The 14,273-nt window shown below is 49.9% G+C and carries 16 protein-coding genes; 8 read left to right on the forward strand and 8 right to left on the reverse strand.

Annotation, left to right across the window (positions count from 1 at the left end):
- Nucleotides 1-17: 17 nt before the first annotated feature.
- On the reverse strand, nucleotides 18-560 hold the full coding sequence (locus PHW04_12010) for an RDD family protein (protein ID MDD2716606.1): 543 nt from the start codon (nucleotides 558-560) through the stop codon (nucleotides 18-20).
- Between the two features lie 135 nt (nucleotides 561-695).
- On the opposite strand from PHW04_12010, the gene PHW04_12015 reads away from it, so the two are divergent.
- A complete protein-coding gene (locus PHW04_12015) occupies nucleotides 696-1,985 on the forward strand; it encodes a M28 family metallopeptidase (GenBank protein MDD2716607.1) in 1,290 nt (429 codons plus the stop codon).
- 10 nt (nucleotides 1,986-1,995) lie between these two features.
- Here the strand turns inward: PHW04_12015 and PHW04_12020 are convergent, their stop codons facing one another.
- The 6 genes from PHW04_12020 to PHW04_12045 all read right to left on the reverse strand — a co-directional run bounded on the left by PHW04_12020 (nucleotide 1,996) and on the right by PHW04_12045 (nucleotide 5,931).
- Nucleotides 1,996-3,099, reverse strand: a complete 1,104-nt coding sequence (locus tag PHW04_12020) for an HD-GYP domain-containing protein (protein ID MDD2716608.1) — start codon at nucleotides 3,097-3,099, stop codon at nucleotides 1,996-1,998.
- 1 nt (nucleotide 3,100) lies between these two features.
- Nucleotides 3,101-3,442: an FUN14 domain-containing protein gene (locus PHW04_12025; protein ID MDD2716609.1), complete on the reverse strand. Its 342-nt coding sequence runs from the start codon at nucleotides 3,440-3,442 to the stop codon at nucleotides 3,101-3,103.
- On the reverse strand, nucleotides 3,436-3,804 hold the full coding sequence (locus PHW04_12030; GenBank protein ID MDD2716610.1) for a prepilin-type N-terminal cleavage/methylation domain-containing protein: 369 nt from the start codon (nucleotides 3,802-3,804) through the stop codon (nucleotides 3,436-3,438). Before PHW04_12030 ends, PHW04_12025 begins: the two co-directional genes overlap by 7 nt.
- Nucleotides 3,794-4,207 carry a prepilin-type N-terminal cleavage/methylation domain-containing protein gene (locus tag PHW04_12035; protein ID MDD2716611.1) on the reverse strand — a complete coding sequence of 138 codons (414 nt, stop codon included), beginning with the start codon at nucleotides 4,205-4,207 and terminating at the stop codon, nucleotides 3,794-3,796. The genes PHW04_12030 and PHW04_12035 overlap by 11 nt, the downstream gene beginning before the upstream one ends.
- 168 nt (nucleotides 4,208-4,375) lie before the next feature.
- Nucleotides 4,376-4,741 carry a type II secretion system protein gene (locus tag PHW04_12040; GenBank protein ID MDD2716612.1) on the reverse strand — a complete coding sequence of 122 codons (366 nt, stop codon included), beginning with the start codon at nucleotides 4,739-4,741 and terminating at the stop codon, nucleotides 4,376-4,378.
- A complete protein-coding gene (locus PHW04_12045) occupies nucleotides 4,738-5,931 on the reverse strand; it encodes a type II secretion system F family protein (protein MDD2716613.1) in 1,194 nt (397 codons plus the stop codon). The genes PHW04_12040 and PHW04_12045 overlap by 4 nt, the downstream gene beginning before the upstream one ends.
- A gap of 114 nt (nucleotides 5,932-6,045) precedes the next feature.
- On the opposite strand from PHW04_12045, the gene PHW04_12050 reads away from it, so the two are divergent.
- The 5 genes from PHW04_12050 to PHW04_12070 are packed head-to-tail and all read left to right on the forward strand — an operon-like array spanning nucleotide 6,046 to nucleotide 9,804.
- Nucleotides 6,046-6,798 carry a YebC/PmpR family DNA-binding transcriptional regulator gene (locus PHW04_12050; protein MDD2716614.1) on the forward strand — a complete coding sequence of 251 codons (753 nt, stop codon included), beginning with the start codon at nucleotides 6,046-6,048 and terminating at the stop codon, nucleotides 6,796-6,798.
- Nucleotides 6,799-7,290 carry a crossover junction endodeoxyribonuclease RuvC gene (gene ruvC, locus PHW04_12055; protein MDD2716615.1) on the forward strand — a complete coding sequence of 164 codons (492 nt, stop codon included), beginning with the start codon at nucleotides 6,799-6,801 and terminating at the stop codon, nucleotides 7,288-7,290.
- Nucleotides 7,275-7,883 (forward strand): Holliday junction branch migration protein RuvA, encoded by a 609-nt coding sequence (gene ruvA / locus PHW04_12060; GenBank protein ID MDD2716616.1) that lies wholly within the window; start codon nucleotides 7,275-7,277, stop codon nucleotides 7,881-7,883. Before ruvC ends, ruvA begins: the two co-directional genes overlap by 16 nt.
- Nucleotides 7,880-8,923, forward strand: a complete 1,044-nt coding sequence (gene ruvB, locus PHW04_12065; protein ID MDD2716617.1) for a Holliday junction branch migration DNA helicase RuvB — start codon at nucleotides 7,880-7,882, stop codon at nucleotides 8,921-8,923. Before ruvA ends, ruvB begins: the two co-directional genes overlap by 4 nt.
- Nucleotides 8,924-8,928: 5 nt before the next feature.
- On the forward strand, nucleotides 8,929-9,804 hold the full coding sequence (locus PHW04_12070) for a DMT family transporter (protein MDD2716618.1): 876 nt from the start codon (nucleotides 8,929-8,931) through the stop codon (nucleotides 9,802-9,804).
- A gap of 31 nt (nucleotides 9,805-9,835) precedes the next feature.
- Here PHW04_12070 and PHW04_12075 read toward each other — a convergent pair whose 3' ends face one another.
- A complete protein-coding gene (locus PHW04_12075; protein ID MDD2716619.1) occupies nucleotides 9,836-11,047 on the reverse strand; it encodes a clostripain-related cysteine peptidase in 1,212 nt (403 codons plus the stop codon).
- Nucleotides 11,048-11,223: 176 nt separating this feature from the next.
- Between PHW04_12075 and PHW04_12080 the strand changes: the two genes are divergently transcribed.
- Together PHW04_12080 and PHW04_12085 are read left to right on the forward strand one after the other, a co-directional pair.
- A complete protein-coding gene (locus PHW04_12080) occupies nucleotides 11,224-12,570 on the forward strand; it encodes an MATE family efflux transporter (GenBank protein MDD2716620.1) in 1,347 nt (448 codons plus the stop codon).
- 305 nt (nucleotides 12,571-12,875) lie between these two features.
- Nucleotides 12,876-14,273: hypothetical protein (locus PHW04_12085; protein MDD2716621.1), on the forward strand; the 1,398-nt coding region annotated here is incomplete at its 3' end.

Consider the following 14,273-nt stretch of genomic DNA (forward strand, 5'->3'; position numbering starts at 1 on the left):
TTCTCAGTTACTGCCCACTATAAAACCACCAGGCAACCGGCAATCAGATCATGCAGGGCCTGCTTTCTGGCGGTGATTCCGGCAATGATGAATCCGACCAGAATTGCGCAGAAGGAAAACAGCTTGCAGAAATTCCTGGCCAAAGCTCTCAACAGCGTCAATCTCTTCCCGTTCAGATCCAGGACATGCATCCCTAAGGCTCTCTTTCCAGGAGTACCGCGGAAATCCGTTGATTCAAAAATCGAGTAATACAACAGGAACCAGACCAGGAAATAATTCCCGAAGAAACTGTCAAAACCGCCGTAGCCGTATGACCCTGAGACTCCTTCCAGGATCCCGCCCAGAAACTTGAGGCAGAAAGTCAAGAGTATCATGTCTATGATAAAGGCCAGGAATCTCAGCCAGAATCCGGCATAGGACGGCTCAAATCTCCGGGCTGTCACAGGGACCGGCACAGGGATTTTCACAGAGGCAGGAAGGTCTTTCACCAGGTTATGGCCGCACAGGCCGCAGAACCTGGAATTTTCGGAAATCTCACTGCCGCACTGGGAACAGAACATCGCTCCTCCGGGTTTGCTTTCAAACTAGCCTCAATATTACATGGAAACAAGGTTTCTCACAAATTGTCACTCACAGTTGGATTTTTCCAACAAATTCTGACAGCATGAGTTCATCTATGAACAGGAAGTGGGAAAATGAGTTGTTTTGCCAGATTTGTCGCTTTTCTGATGATTTTCCAGTCCTACTGCCAGGCGCAGACAACCGGGGAAGTCAAAGATATCTGGAGTGAGTTTAAGAGCAACGCCTTACTGCATGTTCAAAATCTGGCGGCATTGGGCTGCAGATCCGGCGGCTCTGAAAACGATGCCAAAGCCCGGGCTTATGTGATCAAGTACCTGGAAAAATCAGGACTGACAGTAGAAATTGAGCCATTCAGCTTTGAGATGTTCATGCTTGAAAAAGCGACGCTGCAAGTCGGCGCAACACAACTGGAACCTGAACTGATCTGTTTCAACCCATACCTTTGTTCTGATCAGATGACCGGAGAAATAATGTATATCCAGCCCGACCTGTCCAGGGATGCGTGTGCTAGACTCGAGATTGCCGATAAAATAGTGGTGACTGCCAAGCCAGTCAGTTTTCTCGGGCTGGCAGCGAAAAAATCCAGAGCCATACTTTATTTCGACAGAAAAACCCTTGAAAGCCTGAAGGATCAAGACGGTCGGTTCTCAAACCTGATCATCAGAGGCAGAATTGACAAAATCAAATCCGCAAATCTGATTGCCAGTCTTAACGTAAAACCGATGTCCAGCGAGATCCTCCTCTCTGCTCACCTGGATTCAATTAAAGGCCCGGGAGCTGATGACAACGGGTCAGGAAGCGCCGTCCTGCTGGAACTTTGCAGATCTTTCAGATCAGCTTCAATCAAGCCTCCCTGCAATCTTAAATTTATTTTTTTCGGTGCTGAAGAACTGGGTTTGATCGGAGCCAAAGCATATCTTGAGCAGCATTCGCAGGAGCTTTCCAGGTGCGAACTGTTGTTCAACCTGGATTCAATCGGGGGAAGCGAAAAAATCTATCTTGAAATGGAGGGTGGTCTGGAAGGCAGTTCAAAAGAAAAAGGTAAAAGCCAGTTCCCTGAAGAGATAGCATTCAAATCGCACAGTGATTATTCAGGAAAATGGAAGCTCCTTCATCCAATTGTACTTTCAGTCGCATCGTGCGTGCCTTTATGGCTGAAGGAAGAAATCATGAATTCCGGAAAAGAACTGGGCATTGAGATCACTCCCAGCCGCTTCATGGGTTCAGACCATCTGGTATTCGCCCAGGCGGGGATCTGCTCCACTGATATCGCTGCCGGAGGAAACCAGAAATTCATGCACACAGCAGATGATAAACCTGAAAATGTGAATCCAGATACCCTGGAAAAAGCAGGCAGGATTGTGGCAAAAGTTGTCACTGATTTTCCCTGGAAAAAAAAGTAACCTCTGGCCTTCAAAGTAGTACAGAACCCGGCTCCAAGACCTTCACAATGTATTTATCGCGCAGATTCGAGAGATCGATCGTATATGGCATTTTGAGCTTCTGCTTGTCCTGACCGAAGAGCATCCTCACCACAGGCCGCATGATCTCTTCGTTCACATACTTCACTATCCCGATTTCACCTGTGTTCAATTCCACAGTTGTGCCTGGAGGATAAAAAGTCAGCAGCTTGAAAAGAGCGTTCACGAGATAAGGCGGGAAAGTCTTTCCTGAAAAGGACAGAATGAATTTCATGGCTTGATAGGCAGACATGGCCCCTCTGAAAGGACGGTCTGAAGTGAGAGCGTCGAAGACATCGCAGAGCCCGATCAGCAGCCCTGAAGGATGGATCTCGTCCCCGGACAGCCCTCTGGGATATCCTGTGCCGTTGTAACGCTCATGGTGCTGCACGATCGAGAGCAGAACCCCTTCTTCAAGCTGGAAGCAATCCTTGATCAAGGCGATCCCGCGGAAAATATGCTGCCTGATCTGCTGATAATCTTCTTTAGAGAGCTTTTCCCGCTTACTGAGCAACTGCCTGTCAAGTGTGGTCTTGCCCAGATCCGAAAAGGCTGCGGCCATTGCTATTTTCAGGCTTTCTTCCTGGGACAGGCCAAGTTTTCTTGAGATCAGCAGCGAGAGCAGGATCATATTGGCTGCGTGTGTCGCCTCGTAATTCTCACCTGATCGGTGCCTGACAATCTGGAAAAGGTCGTTCCTGCCGTCCAACGCTGCATTGGAAAGCCTGGTCAGCTTCTCCACCAGCGGTTTGATTTCGCGGGGCTGAAGTTTTCTGGTGCGGCTTTTCTCAAAGAACAGACTGATCAGGATGAAAAGCTCAGAAACATCGCGGACTACAACCGTGTCCGGGTCAAGCAGCGAAACGATCCTGGCTTCCTTTTTTTCGATCAGCACAGGATAGTGTTCGAGCTGCACTGAATCCTTCAAGAGGGAGATGATTTCCTCTGTAAATACAAGGCCCTGAGTGAGGATCGTCTGTCCAAGATAATCGACATTGCGGGCTACAATCATGCCGGATCTAAGTTCAGATAAAGTCAGCCACTCTTCAATTTTCATGCTATCCTTTCTTCACTCCCAGCCAGAAACCGGTGATAAAAGCCCCGGCAAAAGGAAGATTCACAGTCAAAATCCTATACAGAAAAGCGGTCCAGCGATGTACTCCCTGTTCGGAGAAAAGCGGTCCGCAAATCTCGTTCAAAAACTGCCAGTTCACGCTGATGATGTCGCTGAAAACCAGCGCCTGGATCAGCAGGAAAACAGCCCCCAGAAAAAAGGCAGTCATTTTCACGAGCTTGATGGTGGCATAACCGCTGAGGAATCCCAGCACACCGCCGAAACCCAGAATTCCCGCGAAAAAACCCAGCACCTGAGCCGGCATTGGTCCAAGGTCATTCACCATTCCGAATAAGCCATCCCGTCTTCAGAGATTCCGGAATACCTTGATTTCACGTCATACACATCGCTTGCCTCAGCGTCTGAAGTCAGGGTGTTCCAGTCCGCCACTCCGGTAAAAGGATCCTCAGGGATCTTTCTCAGATAGCGCTTGTCAACCAGTTCGTCCAGTCTTTCCGGGTAGCGCAGCTGGTCAGCATAAAAAACATCGATCGCCTTGCGCATTACCTTGAGATCCTCGAGCAGCGCAGATTCCTTGGCCCGCTGGATCGAGCTCCTGTAAATCGGAGTGCCGACTGCGTATAGCAGGCCGATGATCGTAATCACAGCCGCCAGTTCCACCAGGGTGAATCCGCGTCTACCATTCATTGTATTGAGTCCCTTCAAGAGATTTAAGGTCTGAGGTAGTACGTATATCATACACATCTGTCTTGTCGGAAAAAAGGCGGACAAAATTATCCCGGTCGTCTGAGGAGGAGATGGTGAACCATTCGCTCTTCCGGGTCAGAGGATCCTCAGGAATCCTTCGAAGATATCTTTTCCCCTGGCTGTCTTTCTGGATCAGATCTTCAAGGGTTTTCGGATAAGACTGGTGCAGATCGAAATATTTATCGATGGCTTCCCTGATTTCCCGCAGGTCTGCCTTCAGTTCCCATTCCAGCGCTCTTCTGGATGTGACTTCATATACGGGCAGCGCCACCTTGGCCAGGACGGCGATGATCAGGATGCTTACCGAGAGTTCAATGAAGGTTAATCCTTTATGTTCACTCATTTAAAATTCCTGTTAAACGCCAACATGTTGGTAAGTTAGTAGGTTAGTATGTTAGTAAGCCGGGAAACAAAAGCATCCGTTGTTCTCCGATCCGTCTCCTCAACATACAAACATACTAACATACCAACCTACAAACCTCTTGCTTTCAGATTGCAGGGTCATTAATCGTCAATAATCCGCATAAGGCTTCTGATAGCTGTCCGCCGGTTTTCCGCTCTCAAGTCCAAGCTTCACGATTCCTTCCACTGGGTCATAGATTATGATTCCCTGACTGCCGGATCCTTCCCAGCCCATTTGAAGCCTGTTGATGTATTTGGGACAAAGCTCGTTCAGGCTTTTCGGCAGATCACCTCTATGGTCGGTCTTGTAGACTTCAATCGCCTCACGGACTGCATTCAGCTGTTTTTTGATCTTGCTGTCCCTGGCGTGATCAATGATGATCCTGGAATTGACGAAGCTGATTCCTATCAGCACTGAAATGATTGTAAGCACAGCCATCAGTTCCAGCAGAGTGAAAGCTTTTGAATTTTTCATTTGATCAGAGCCGCCATCTGAACTATCGGAAGGAACATCGACAGTACTATGAATCCGACGACCATTCCCATCAGGAGAATCAGCAGGGGTTCGAACAGAGAGAGCATTCTTCTCAGCGAATAGTCCAGTTCGGACTCATAGAATTCGCCTAGATTCAGGAACACTTCGCCAAGCCTTCCTGTATTTTCACCTACGGTAACCATCTGAAGATTCACTTCATTATACAGGTTGAGCGGCTTGAGGCTTTCGGAAAGCGACACGCCACCATGCAGCACCTCTCTGACCTTTGCGACTTTGCCGCCCTGGAATCCATCCTGCAGGACGCTCAATGAATCGTCCACGGACATGCCGGATTTCAGAAGCGAACCAAGAGCCAGGCTGAAATAGGAAAGCCTGTAATAATAATAAAACCTGCGGATGAGCGGAAACCCTGAGATCATGTTCAGCATTCTCTCAGCCTGATGTTTCAGACCTTCGTAAATCAGGAAGAGCCCAAAAACGCCGGCTGCAACGACCAGCGTAAAGTGATACCTGATCAGATCGGATGTGTAAATCACCATTCGGGTAAACGCGGGAAGGTTCTCAGAAAAATCGCTGTACATATTCGTGAACGTGGGTACCACATGCAGAAGCAGGAAACAGACGATGCCGAAAACGATCGCGAGAAGCACCAGAGGATAGATGATGGCATCGATGATTTTCTGGAATGCATTCCTCCTCCGCTCCCAGTATATGATCAGCCTCTTGAAAACCTCGGCCAGATCGCCGCTCTGTTCGCCCTGGCGGACGAAACTGGCAATCAGCGGATGGAAGTTGTAACCAGACTCCAGGATCGCTTTCGAAAACGACTTTCCCTCTGTCAGGGATTCATTCAATTTCAGAAACATGGTTTTCATTTTCGGATCAGTGAGTTTTTCCGACAGGATTCTGATTGCCTCTCCGATCGTGATGCCTGCGGAAAGCATGGCTAGAAGCTGGCGGAAAAAAAAGATCAGCTCATAATCGCTTAACTTCCGCCCCTTGCCCGTAAAAAATCCTGATTTATCGGCACTTTCCTTGACTCCAAGCGGGAACAATCCCCTGCGGGTCAGTTCTTCCTGGATCTCGGACTGTGAATTCCCGTGCAGAGTAAGTTCTATTGTTTCACCGTCCCTGTTAACTGCACGGACTTTGAAAGTTCTGCTTTCCATGGTAGTTCAATTATATCATATTTTCACGATTTTATTTGCCGAAATGGCAGTTTCCCGTTAAACTTGTTCAGGTGCAATTTAGACTGATGTATTTTTTATAAACCGGGAGGGCTCATGTCCGGCCATAACAAGTGGAGTTCCATCAAGCACAGAAAAGGAGCGCAGGATCAGAAGCGGGGTAAGGTTTTCACCAAGCTGATCCGCGACATTACGATTGCAGTCAAGGAATCCGGGAAGGATCAGGAAACCAACGCCAAACTCAGGGCAGCCCTGGAAAAGGCACGGGTAGCCAATATGCCTAAAGACACGGTCAACCTGGCCATCAAGCGCGGCGCAGGCGAAATTCAGGGCGAAAGCTTCGAAGAATTCAATTATGAAGGCTACGGGCCTGGCGGGGTTGCCATCCTGCTGGAAATACTCACCAACAACAGGAATCGCGCCGCCTCGGAAGTCCGCAACATCTTCGAGCGGCACAGCGGGAACCTTGGCGAAACCGGCTGTGTGGGCTGGCTTTTCGAACGCAAAGGCCTGATCTGTATCCAGGACGACACTGTGACTGAGGACAAGCTGATGGATCTCTCTCTCGAGGCCGGAGCGGAAGACATCCGCCACGAAAAAGATGAATTCATGGTGACAACAGACCCTGCCTCATTCGAAAAGGTCAAGACCACTCTGGAAAAAGCAGGTTTGACGCTTAACTCCGCTGAACTGACCATGATCCCGCAGAATACAGTGAAACTGGACGGCAAGAATGCCGAGAAAATGCTGAAAATAATGGATGCCCTTGAAGAACTGGATGATGTCCAGAATGTCTATGCCAATTTCGAGATCGATGAGGAAATCATCGAACAGTTCATGGAAAAATAGATGACAGTGCTGGGAATCGATCCTGGCCTTGCCATTACCGGATATGCCGTAATTGAGGAAGCCAGTAATGGTTTTCTGCTGCGTGAATCCGGGCTGATCAGGACCAAATCCACGCAGGAACTTCCGGCACGGCTTAGAGAGATCTTCCTGAAACTGACTGATCTCGGAAAAACTTTTGGTGTCAGTGAAATGGCCTGCGAAAAACTTTTTTTTGAAAAGAATGTGAAAACAGGGATTGCAGTCGCCCAGGCCAGAGGAGTGATCCTGCTCTGCGCGGCTCTCTCCGAAATCCCGGTTTTCGAGTATCCGCCCAGCACGGTGAAACTCGCTCTCACAGGCTATGGTGCGGCCGACAAGCAGCAGATGCAGAAAATGGTACGTCTGCTTTTGAATCTCAAGTCTGCCCCGAAAGTGGATGATGAAGCCGATGCCATGGGAGTAGCGATCTGTCACCTGCAAAGCAGGAGGATTATGCAATGCTCAGGTACCTGAAAGGGATCATCGCTCGAAAAGACACAGGCCGTCTCTGGCTGGAATGTGGAGGATTCGGCCTGGAAATCCATTTTCCGAACATTGCCCTTGACTCACTCGGTTCAGTCGGAGAAGAAGCCATGATTTATACTGAGCTGATCCTGAGAGCCAGGGAATCGGACGGCGAACTGGAACTCTTCGGATTTTCTGACCAGGAATCGCTCAGGCTGTTCAAATGCCTGCTGCAGGTGAGCAAAATCGGCCCCAAGATGGCCATGAATCTGCTCTCACAGCTCGACACCAGGCAGATCATTTCAGCCATCGCCGAATCGGATCTGGCAACATTATCCGGGGTAAGCGGGATCGGATCCAAGACCGCCGAACGGATCGTGGTCGAACTCAAGGACAAGATCCAGAAGGAATTTGCTCCTCAAGCCATGACCTCTAAGACCAGGGCAACCGAAGCAGAAGACCGCGACCTGAATGATGCACTGCGGGCACTGGGATATACCCAGGGGGAAATCAGGAAGGGGTTGACTTCGCTGAATCGGGAAATCAGCGGCCGCCCGCTTGAGGAAAAAATTCGTCTGATGCTGGGGGCGCTAAGTAAATGAGCCAGATTCAGAAAGAAATACTTGATCAGAACACGATCGCTGAGGATACTCCGCTCCCGCAGCTCAGGCCCAGGGACTTTTCCGAATATATCGGACAGGGCAAAGCCAAGGAAAAGATACTTCTCTTCATCGAAGCCGCGAAACAGCGGGGTGAGCCGCTGGACCATGTTCTGCTCTCAGGGCCGCCAGGGCTCGGCAAGACTACGATGGCACATCTGATCTGCTCTGAGCTCGGAGTCAATCTGAGCGCTACCACAGGCCCGGCCCTGGAACGGGTAGGCGATCTGGCTGCCATTCTCACTAATCTGAAATCCCGCGACATACTCTTCATCGATGAAATCCACCGCACGAACCGGGTAGTGGAGGAAGTTCTGTACTCAGCGATGGAGGATTTCAAGGTGGACATCATCATGGGTAAAGGGCCATCGGCAAGGAACATCTCGCTCAAGCTCGAACCTTTCACCCTGATCGGAGCCACCACCAGGCCCAGTATGCTCAGTTCCCCGCTGCGTACCCGCTTCGGGGTCCTTCTGAGACTTGATTATTACGAACAGGATGAACTGCAGGAAATTGTGCTGTCTGCTGCAAAGCGTCTTTCAATCGAGATCACGAAGGAAGGCGCTGAGGAGATCGCCCGCAGGGGACGGGGTACTCCCAGGATCGTCACCCGGATTCTGAAGCGGGTACGCGACTATGCCCAGATCAGGGCTTCAGGATGCATCACAGGCGAAGTCGCGGACCAGGCGCTGAACATGCTGGAAATTGACAGCCAGGGGCTGGACGAACTTGACCGCAAAATCCTGGAAATTCTGATCCACAATTACGGAGGAGGGCCTTTAGGGCTCGACACGCTGGCTGTCGCACTGGGCGAAGAAGGCGAAAATATTTACGACGTATATGAACCTTATCTGATCAAAATCGGTTTTTTAAAGCGCACTCCGCGCGGCAGGGTGGCTACCGGCATGGCTTACAGGCACCTGGGACTGCCGGTCCCGGACAGTGACAAACCTGAGCCTGATCAAAGCGAATTATTCAGCTGACATCCATGGTAGATAACAAGCGCAAAGCCATGCTGCTCCTGCTGCTGGTTTCCTTTTTCTGGGGGCTGACCTTTGTCCTGGTCAAGGAAGGGATCTCCCTGGTCAATGTCTATACTTTCCTGTCTTGGCGCTTTCTGATCGCCACTCTGGCGATAATTCCGTTTTTTTACCGCAGGATCTTTAAAATAAACGGTCCGTTACTGCTGGCTGGGTTCTGGCTGGGTCTGGCACTCACACTCGGCTATGATTTTCAGACATACGGACTGCTCTTTACCACCCCCTCGAAAAGCGCTTTCATCACCGGCCTTTACATTGTAATGGTGCCGATATTCCTTGCGATCGGCAGAAAATCCACTCCCAGGCTGCAGCATATCGCGGCAGTAGCTCTTGCAACCACGGGTCTTGCCCTGCTTACTGTCAGCGACAATTTCACGTTGAATCCCGGGGACATCTGGACTTTTTTCTGCGCTATCGCCTATGCGATCCACATCATTCTGATCAATATCTATTCCCGGAAATTCGATCCGCTGCCGCTGACCTTTATCCAGATGCTGGTGGTGGCAGTGATCAACACGCTGATTTCTGCTGGAAGCGGAGTATTCGAAATTCCGGAAAGCATCGTCGTCTGGCGGGCTCTGCTCTTCTGCGCACTGATCGCGACCACGTTCGTGCTGATTGTGCAGAACGCCTATCAGAAATATCTATCCGAAGTCACGGCTTCAATCATTTACTCCTTTGAACCAGTCTTTGCAGGCCTCACGAGCTGGCTCTACCTGGGGGAAAAACTGACGCTGAAAATCCTGCTGGGCGGAGTGCTGATTTTCGCAGGGATGATAATTTCCGAACTGTGTGGACAGGAAACAAAAAAGCCCGCCAGATGACGGGCTTTTATCAATTCAGACAGATTGAGGATTAATTTCCGGTCAAGGCTTTTTCGAAGTAATTTCCTAAAAATTCCCCCCAGGCTGTAGAAAGATTCATTTCCAGTTCGAGATAATCGGGCCTGGATTTGAATTCAGCCTTGTCTTTGGGGATCCAGATCGAGAGACCGTTGGCGTTTTCTGTCTTGCCGTTCTTGATCACTGCTGCCATGAAAGCGGCATGCGCTGCAACTACCTTGTCCCTGATCTGCTGGTCATGATATTTGGCATTGAAACGGTCAATGAAATCGTCGAAATCCTTGTATGTGGCGATCCTGAAGCTCTTTGTTTCATCGATTGCGGCCTTGATCCCAGGGGCAGCGTCCTTCATCTTCTCAATGCTGGTTTTGGCGAACTCGTCGACCGCTTTCTCCAGCGCCGGGAGCTTGGACATGTCCACTGCGGACTTGGTGACATTGCTTGAGTATGAGTCGAGATAAGTCTGAACAACAGCCATCACAAAGCCTTTCCCGTCAGTTGATCCCTTGATCTGGGTAAGAAGTTTGTCGTAGGGGTTACCGGCACCTGGTTCCTCCTCCTGGGAGAACGAGGCGAATTCCACGTAATTTCTGATCTGTGAGGAGACCTCCAGCATGGCCATCAGGCAGGCATCGAATTCCATGGCGTCAAATTTTTTCCCGAGTCCGCAGGTCCCCAGTTCCAGAGCGCTCTTCAGTTCAGGCAAAGTGAGCTTGTCATTGCTTGTGTCGTCTTCGCAGATTCCACGGTCAGTGCCCCGGTTAGCCTTTCTCCAGCCGTCCCCGTGGTTCTCCAGGATCAGGGCGTATTTCTGAGCTGGATATTTTTCATGGCAGAATTTGATGAAATCAACCAGGGTCTGGGGATCGCCCATGTTCTGCTCAGGCATGTTCTCAAGCAGTTCAGACTTTATTTCCTTGCTGTCATCGTCTTTTTTTATGAAATACCTGCGCGTGTTGTCCCAAGGTTCTCCCTTGAATCCTTTCATGTTCTTGTTCAGCCGGTCAATCTCCACGACTATGTTCACATCATCTGAAGAACCGACCATTTCCATCTCATTCACATCTTCCATCAGTGCTTCCTGCAGACTGTTGTCTGCATCGACATAAATCATGATCGTCCAGGCCTTGTCAGCAGCCTGCAGTGTGCCAGCATAACTCAGGGTGATTAAGATGATCGACAGAACCAGAAACGATTTCCCGAAACCTGTACCCGTTCTTTTCATACTCCCTCCTTGTTACTCGTATACTCGTTACATGCCGACCGGTTGTGCTCTCCGGTTCTAATTTAATTATGGCCGTGATTGGCTTGATTGCAATAAAATGCCCGCGGCATTCCGCGGCATGCATGGTGATAAAAATGTTACTGGCATCCCGCCTCAGAATGTGATAAATACTTCTGATGACCAGCAACGGATTCCGGGATTTTCTACCGAGTCTACTGCGGATCGCCATTCCTGTGGCTCTGCAAAACCTGATCATTTCCTCGTTGAATTTCTTCGACACCCTGATGGTCGGGCAGCTGGGTGAAACTGCCCTGGCATCGGTTTCCCTTGCTAATCAGATCTATTTTCTGAATATACTCTTCCTGGTCGGAGTGAATACTGGAACCGGAATTTTCGTATCCCAGTTCTGGGGGAAAAAAGATCTCCCTGGTATCCGGCGCTATTCGACTGTAGCCATGATCCTGTCGCTGCTGGGCGGGATCGGATTCATGATCCCGGCTCTCTGCATTCCTGAGCGGCTGCTTTCGCTCTTTTCACGGGATCTGGCGGTAATCAAGGTCGGAGGAAGTTACCTCGCCTATGTGGCACTTGCCTATATATTCACAGCAGCCTCGTTCTGCCTGACCAATCTGCTGCGCAGCACCGAATCAGCAGTGATGCCCACAATCATCAGTCTGATCGGAGTAATCACCAACATCGCACTGAATTATGCAATGATTTACGGGCACTGGGGATTTCCACGCCTGGGAGTGATCGGTTCAGCCCTGGGAACGGATTTCGCGCGAGCCCTGGAATGCCTGCTCCTCGTGTTTTTCATCCTCAATAAAAGATCGGACATCGCGCCGGGATTCACTGAACTGAAGGGTCTGGATCTTAGATTCCTAAGGGGCTATTTTACTGTAGTGCTGCCTGTGATCGGCAATGAGATCTTCTGGTCATTCGGAATGGTTTCGATTCAAGCTATCTATCCTCATATCAGCACCCAGGCTGCTGCATCAGTCGGCATCACGAACGCCATGGAAAGGCTGGCCTTTGTTCTCTTCGTCGGGCAGGCATCAGGTGGAGCAGTACTGGTAGGCAAAGCCATTGGTGAAAAGAGAAGGGATCTGGCTGAGCGGTACTCCAGTTATCTGGGCCGGATTTCTGTTCTGGTGGGGATTCTGGCCGGGATTCTAATCAGTATGACTGCCAGGCCATTCCTGTCACTGTATGAAATAACTCCAGTAGTGGCGAGTACCACCCTGAACATGCTCAGCGCTTATAGTGTGTTCCTGCCGTTCGTCTCTGTGACAATCGTCTTTTTCATGGGCGTGTTCAGAGCTTCAGGAGACACAGGATTCTGCTTCTGGTTCGATGTGCTGTCGATCTGGGCTGTCCAGCTCCCTGCCGGGTATATTGTGGCCTTTATCCTGCATCAGCCGGCTGAATGGGTCTATGGAGTGATCATGGCTCTGGAAGCACCCAAACTGATTGTGATGTTCTGGCGCTTCAGATCAGGACGATGGTATCATGATTTAACTTGATTCATACATGTGCTCCGCACATCGCGGATAATCTGATTGTAGTTTATATGTTGGTATGTTTGTAGGTTAGTAGGTTGAAGAATAAATTCCGGAATCTTTTGCCAACATACTAACATACCAACCTCTTGCAGCAAGCAAATAATTAATTGAAAATTCCTGTTATCAAATTGCCGCTAAATGCCTCAGAATTATGCTTGTCAAACCCCCTGATCCGGAAAATACTTATCTGAAAGAAGGCTGGCAAAGCGGTTGATAAATTCAGGAACCGCACTATAATTAAATCAGTATAAGTGGGGGGAATAAGTATGGACTGCAGAACAATCGCTTCTTTTCTTCTGTTCTTCTTTTTCCTGGTCACATCAGCGCAAGCCAAAAATATGATCTGCCTGGCGGACGACAGCGGCGGCCTTTCCAACAAGGACACCTATGAATTCAGGGACTGGATGAAGTCCCAGGGCTACGAACTGGTCGTTTTCTCGGAAAACGACAACATCAAGCATGAATATTTCAATCCGTCCCAGCCCGTGGATATAGTGCGTTTCAGCGGCCACGGCAACGAAGGCTCAGTGGCCTGGGGCGACGACAGCAATATGGACTTCATCTCCAACGAGCAGATCACTGGCAAGAATGTCAGGAATTATATTTTCAGCTCCTGCCTCGTAGTCCAGCCCAAAATCTGGGAGCGCTGCTTCGGCAACGGCATCCTGGAAAGCGTCTGCGGTTATTATACAGTCGGCCTGGACGAGATCGATGAGATTGTTAACAAGAATTTCTGCGACGAAATCAAAGGCTACGAACCAGGAAAGGACGGAGCAGAACGCTTTGTGACTGCCTGGAAAAAAGCCCAGCATTTCGAACCTTATACCATTCCGTCAGACTGCTGCCGCTGGGCTGCCCAGACCAAAGATCATTATTACAAATACGGCGGAGACGATAATCCCACTCCTTCCCCAAATCCGCATCCAGATCCATCTCCAAGTCCTTCTCCAAGCCCATCTCCAAGTCCCTCCCCCAGTCCTTCTCCAAGTCCCAATCCATATGTACCAAGCCCGAATCCTAATCCTTCTCCTGCGCCTGTTCCCAGTCCCAACCCGAATCCAGCTCCAAATCCTGCTCCGAACCCTGCACCCAATCCCGCGCCAAACCCGGCTCCCGCACCAGCCCCCAACTGGGTGGACATCATCAACCAGATCATCAATAACCTGATTAACGGCAAGGCCATCCGCTCAGGCGAACGCTCAGGTGACCTTTTCAACGCCAAAGCAGAATTTTCTCTGCCCAGGCTGGTTTCAACCCCCGATGTTTCCGGGAGAGGCGAAAAGAGCGAACCTGGCATCAGAGTCCTGGAATCAGGAGCAGTCTTTGCAGATTATCAGGATTCCGGAAAACCGGTTTCCTTCACCAGTGAGCGCGCCCTGGAAATCGCCTGCGAATATCTGGAAGCGCACGGCGGACTGCCTGTAGACGCGGTTCTGCGGAAAATCACTCCAGTCTATCGCACAGACAGGAGCGGGAATACTGAGATCATCGATTATTACGTCTGCTTCACGAGAGTTGTGGACGGCTGCGAAGTGCTCGGCAAGCGCGGGGTGAAGTTTAACAAAACATTGTGTAAATGCCCGATGTTATTCCTGTCAAAAAACATCTTGCCGAAACATAAATATCTGTCGAAAATAACCTGCCTTAACCCTATAGTAAAATTT

It is taken from the genome of Candidatus Wallbacteria bacterium, assembly GCA_028687545.1.
GTDB lineage: Bacteria > Muiribacteriota > JAQTZZ01 > JAQTZZ01 > JAQTZZ01 > JAQTZZ01.

What these genes read in the sequence shown, in the direction of transcription:
- PHW04_12035 (MDD2716611.1), bottom strand. Translation starts at nt 4,207, where the DNA reads ATGAGTGAACATAAAGGATTAACCTTCATTGAACTCTCGGTAAGCATC.
- PHW04_12025 (MDD2716609.1), bottom strand. Translation starts at nt 3,442, where the DNA reads ATGGTGAATGACCTTGGACCAATGCCGGCTCAGGTGCTGGGTTTTTTC.
- PHW04_12080 (MDD2716620.1), top strand. Translation starts at nt 11,224, where the DNA reads ATGACCAGCAACGGATTCCGGGATTTTCTACCGAGTCTACTGCGGATC.
- PHW04_12040 (MDD2716612.1), bottom strand. Translation starts at nt 4,741, where the DNA reads ATGAAAAATTCAAAAGCTTTCACTCTGCTGGAACTGATGGCTGTGCTT.
- PHW04_12070 (MDD2716618.1), top strand. Translation starts at nt 8,929, where the DNA reads ATGGTAGATAACAAGCGCAAAGCCATGCTGCTCCTGCTGCTGGTTTCC.
- PHW04_12020 (MDD2716608.1), bottom strand. Translation starts at nt 3,099, where the DNA reads ATGAAAATTGAAGAGTGGCTGACTTTATCTGAACTTAGATCCGGCATG.
- PHW04_12010 (MDD2716606.1), bottom strand. Translation starts at nt 560, where the DNA reads ATGTTCTGTTCCCAGTGCGGCAGTGAGATTTCCGAAAATTCCAGGTTC.
- PHW04_12075 (MDD2716619.1), bottom strand. Translation starts at nt 11,047, where the DNA reads ATGAAAAGAACGGGTACAGGTTTCGGGAAATCGTTTCTGGTTCTGTCG.
- ruvB (MDD2716617.1), top strand. Translation starts at nt 7,880, where the DNA reads ATGAGCCAGATTCAGAAAGAAATACTTGATCAGAACACGATCGCTGAG.
- ruvC (MDD2716615.1), top strand. Translation starts at nt 6,799, where the DNA reads ATGACAGTGCTGGGAATCGATCCTGGCCTTGCCATTACCGGATATGCC.
- PHW04_12050 (MDD2716614.1), top strand. Translation starts at nt 6,046, where the DNA reads ATGTCCGGCCATAACAAGTGGAGTTCCATCAAGCACAGAAAAGGAGCG.
- PHW04_12030 (MDD2716610.1), bottom strand. Translation starts at nt 3,804, where the DNA reads ATGAATGGTAGACGCGGATTCACCCTGGTGGAACTGGCGGCTGTGATT.
- PHW04_12045 (MDD2716613.1), bottom strand. Translation starts at nt 5,931, where the DNA reads ATGGAAAGCAGAACTTTCAAAGTCCGTGCAGTTAACAGGGACGGTGAA.
- PHW04_12015 (MDD2716607.1), top strand. Translation starts at nt 696, where the DNA reads ATGAGTTGTTTTGCCAGATTTGTCGCTTTTCTGATGATTTTCCAGTCC.
- ruvA (MDD2716616.1), top strand. Translation starts at nt 7,275, where the DNA reads ATGCTCAGGTACCTGAAAGGGATCATCGCTCGAAAAGACACAGGCCGT.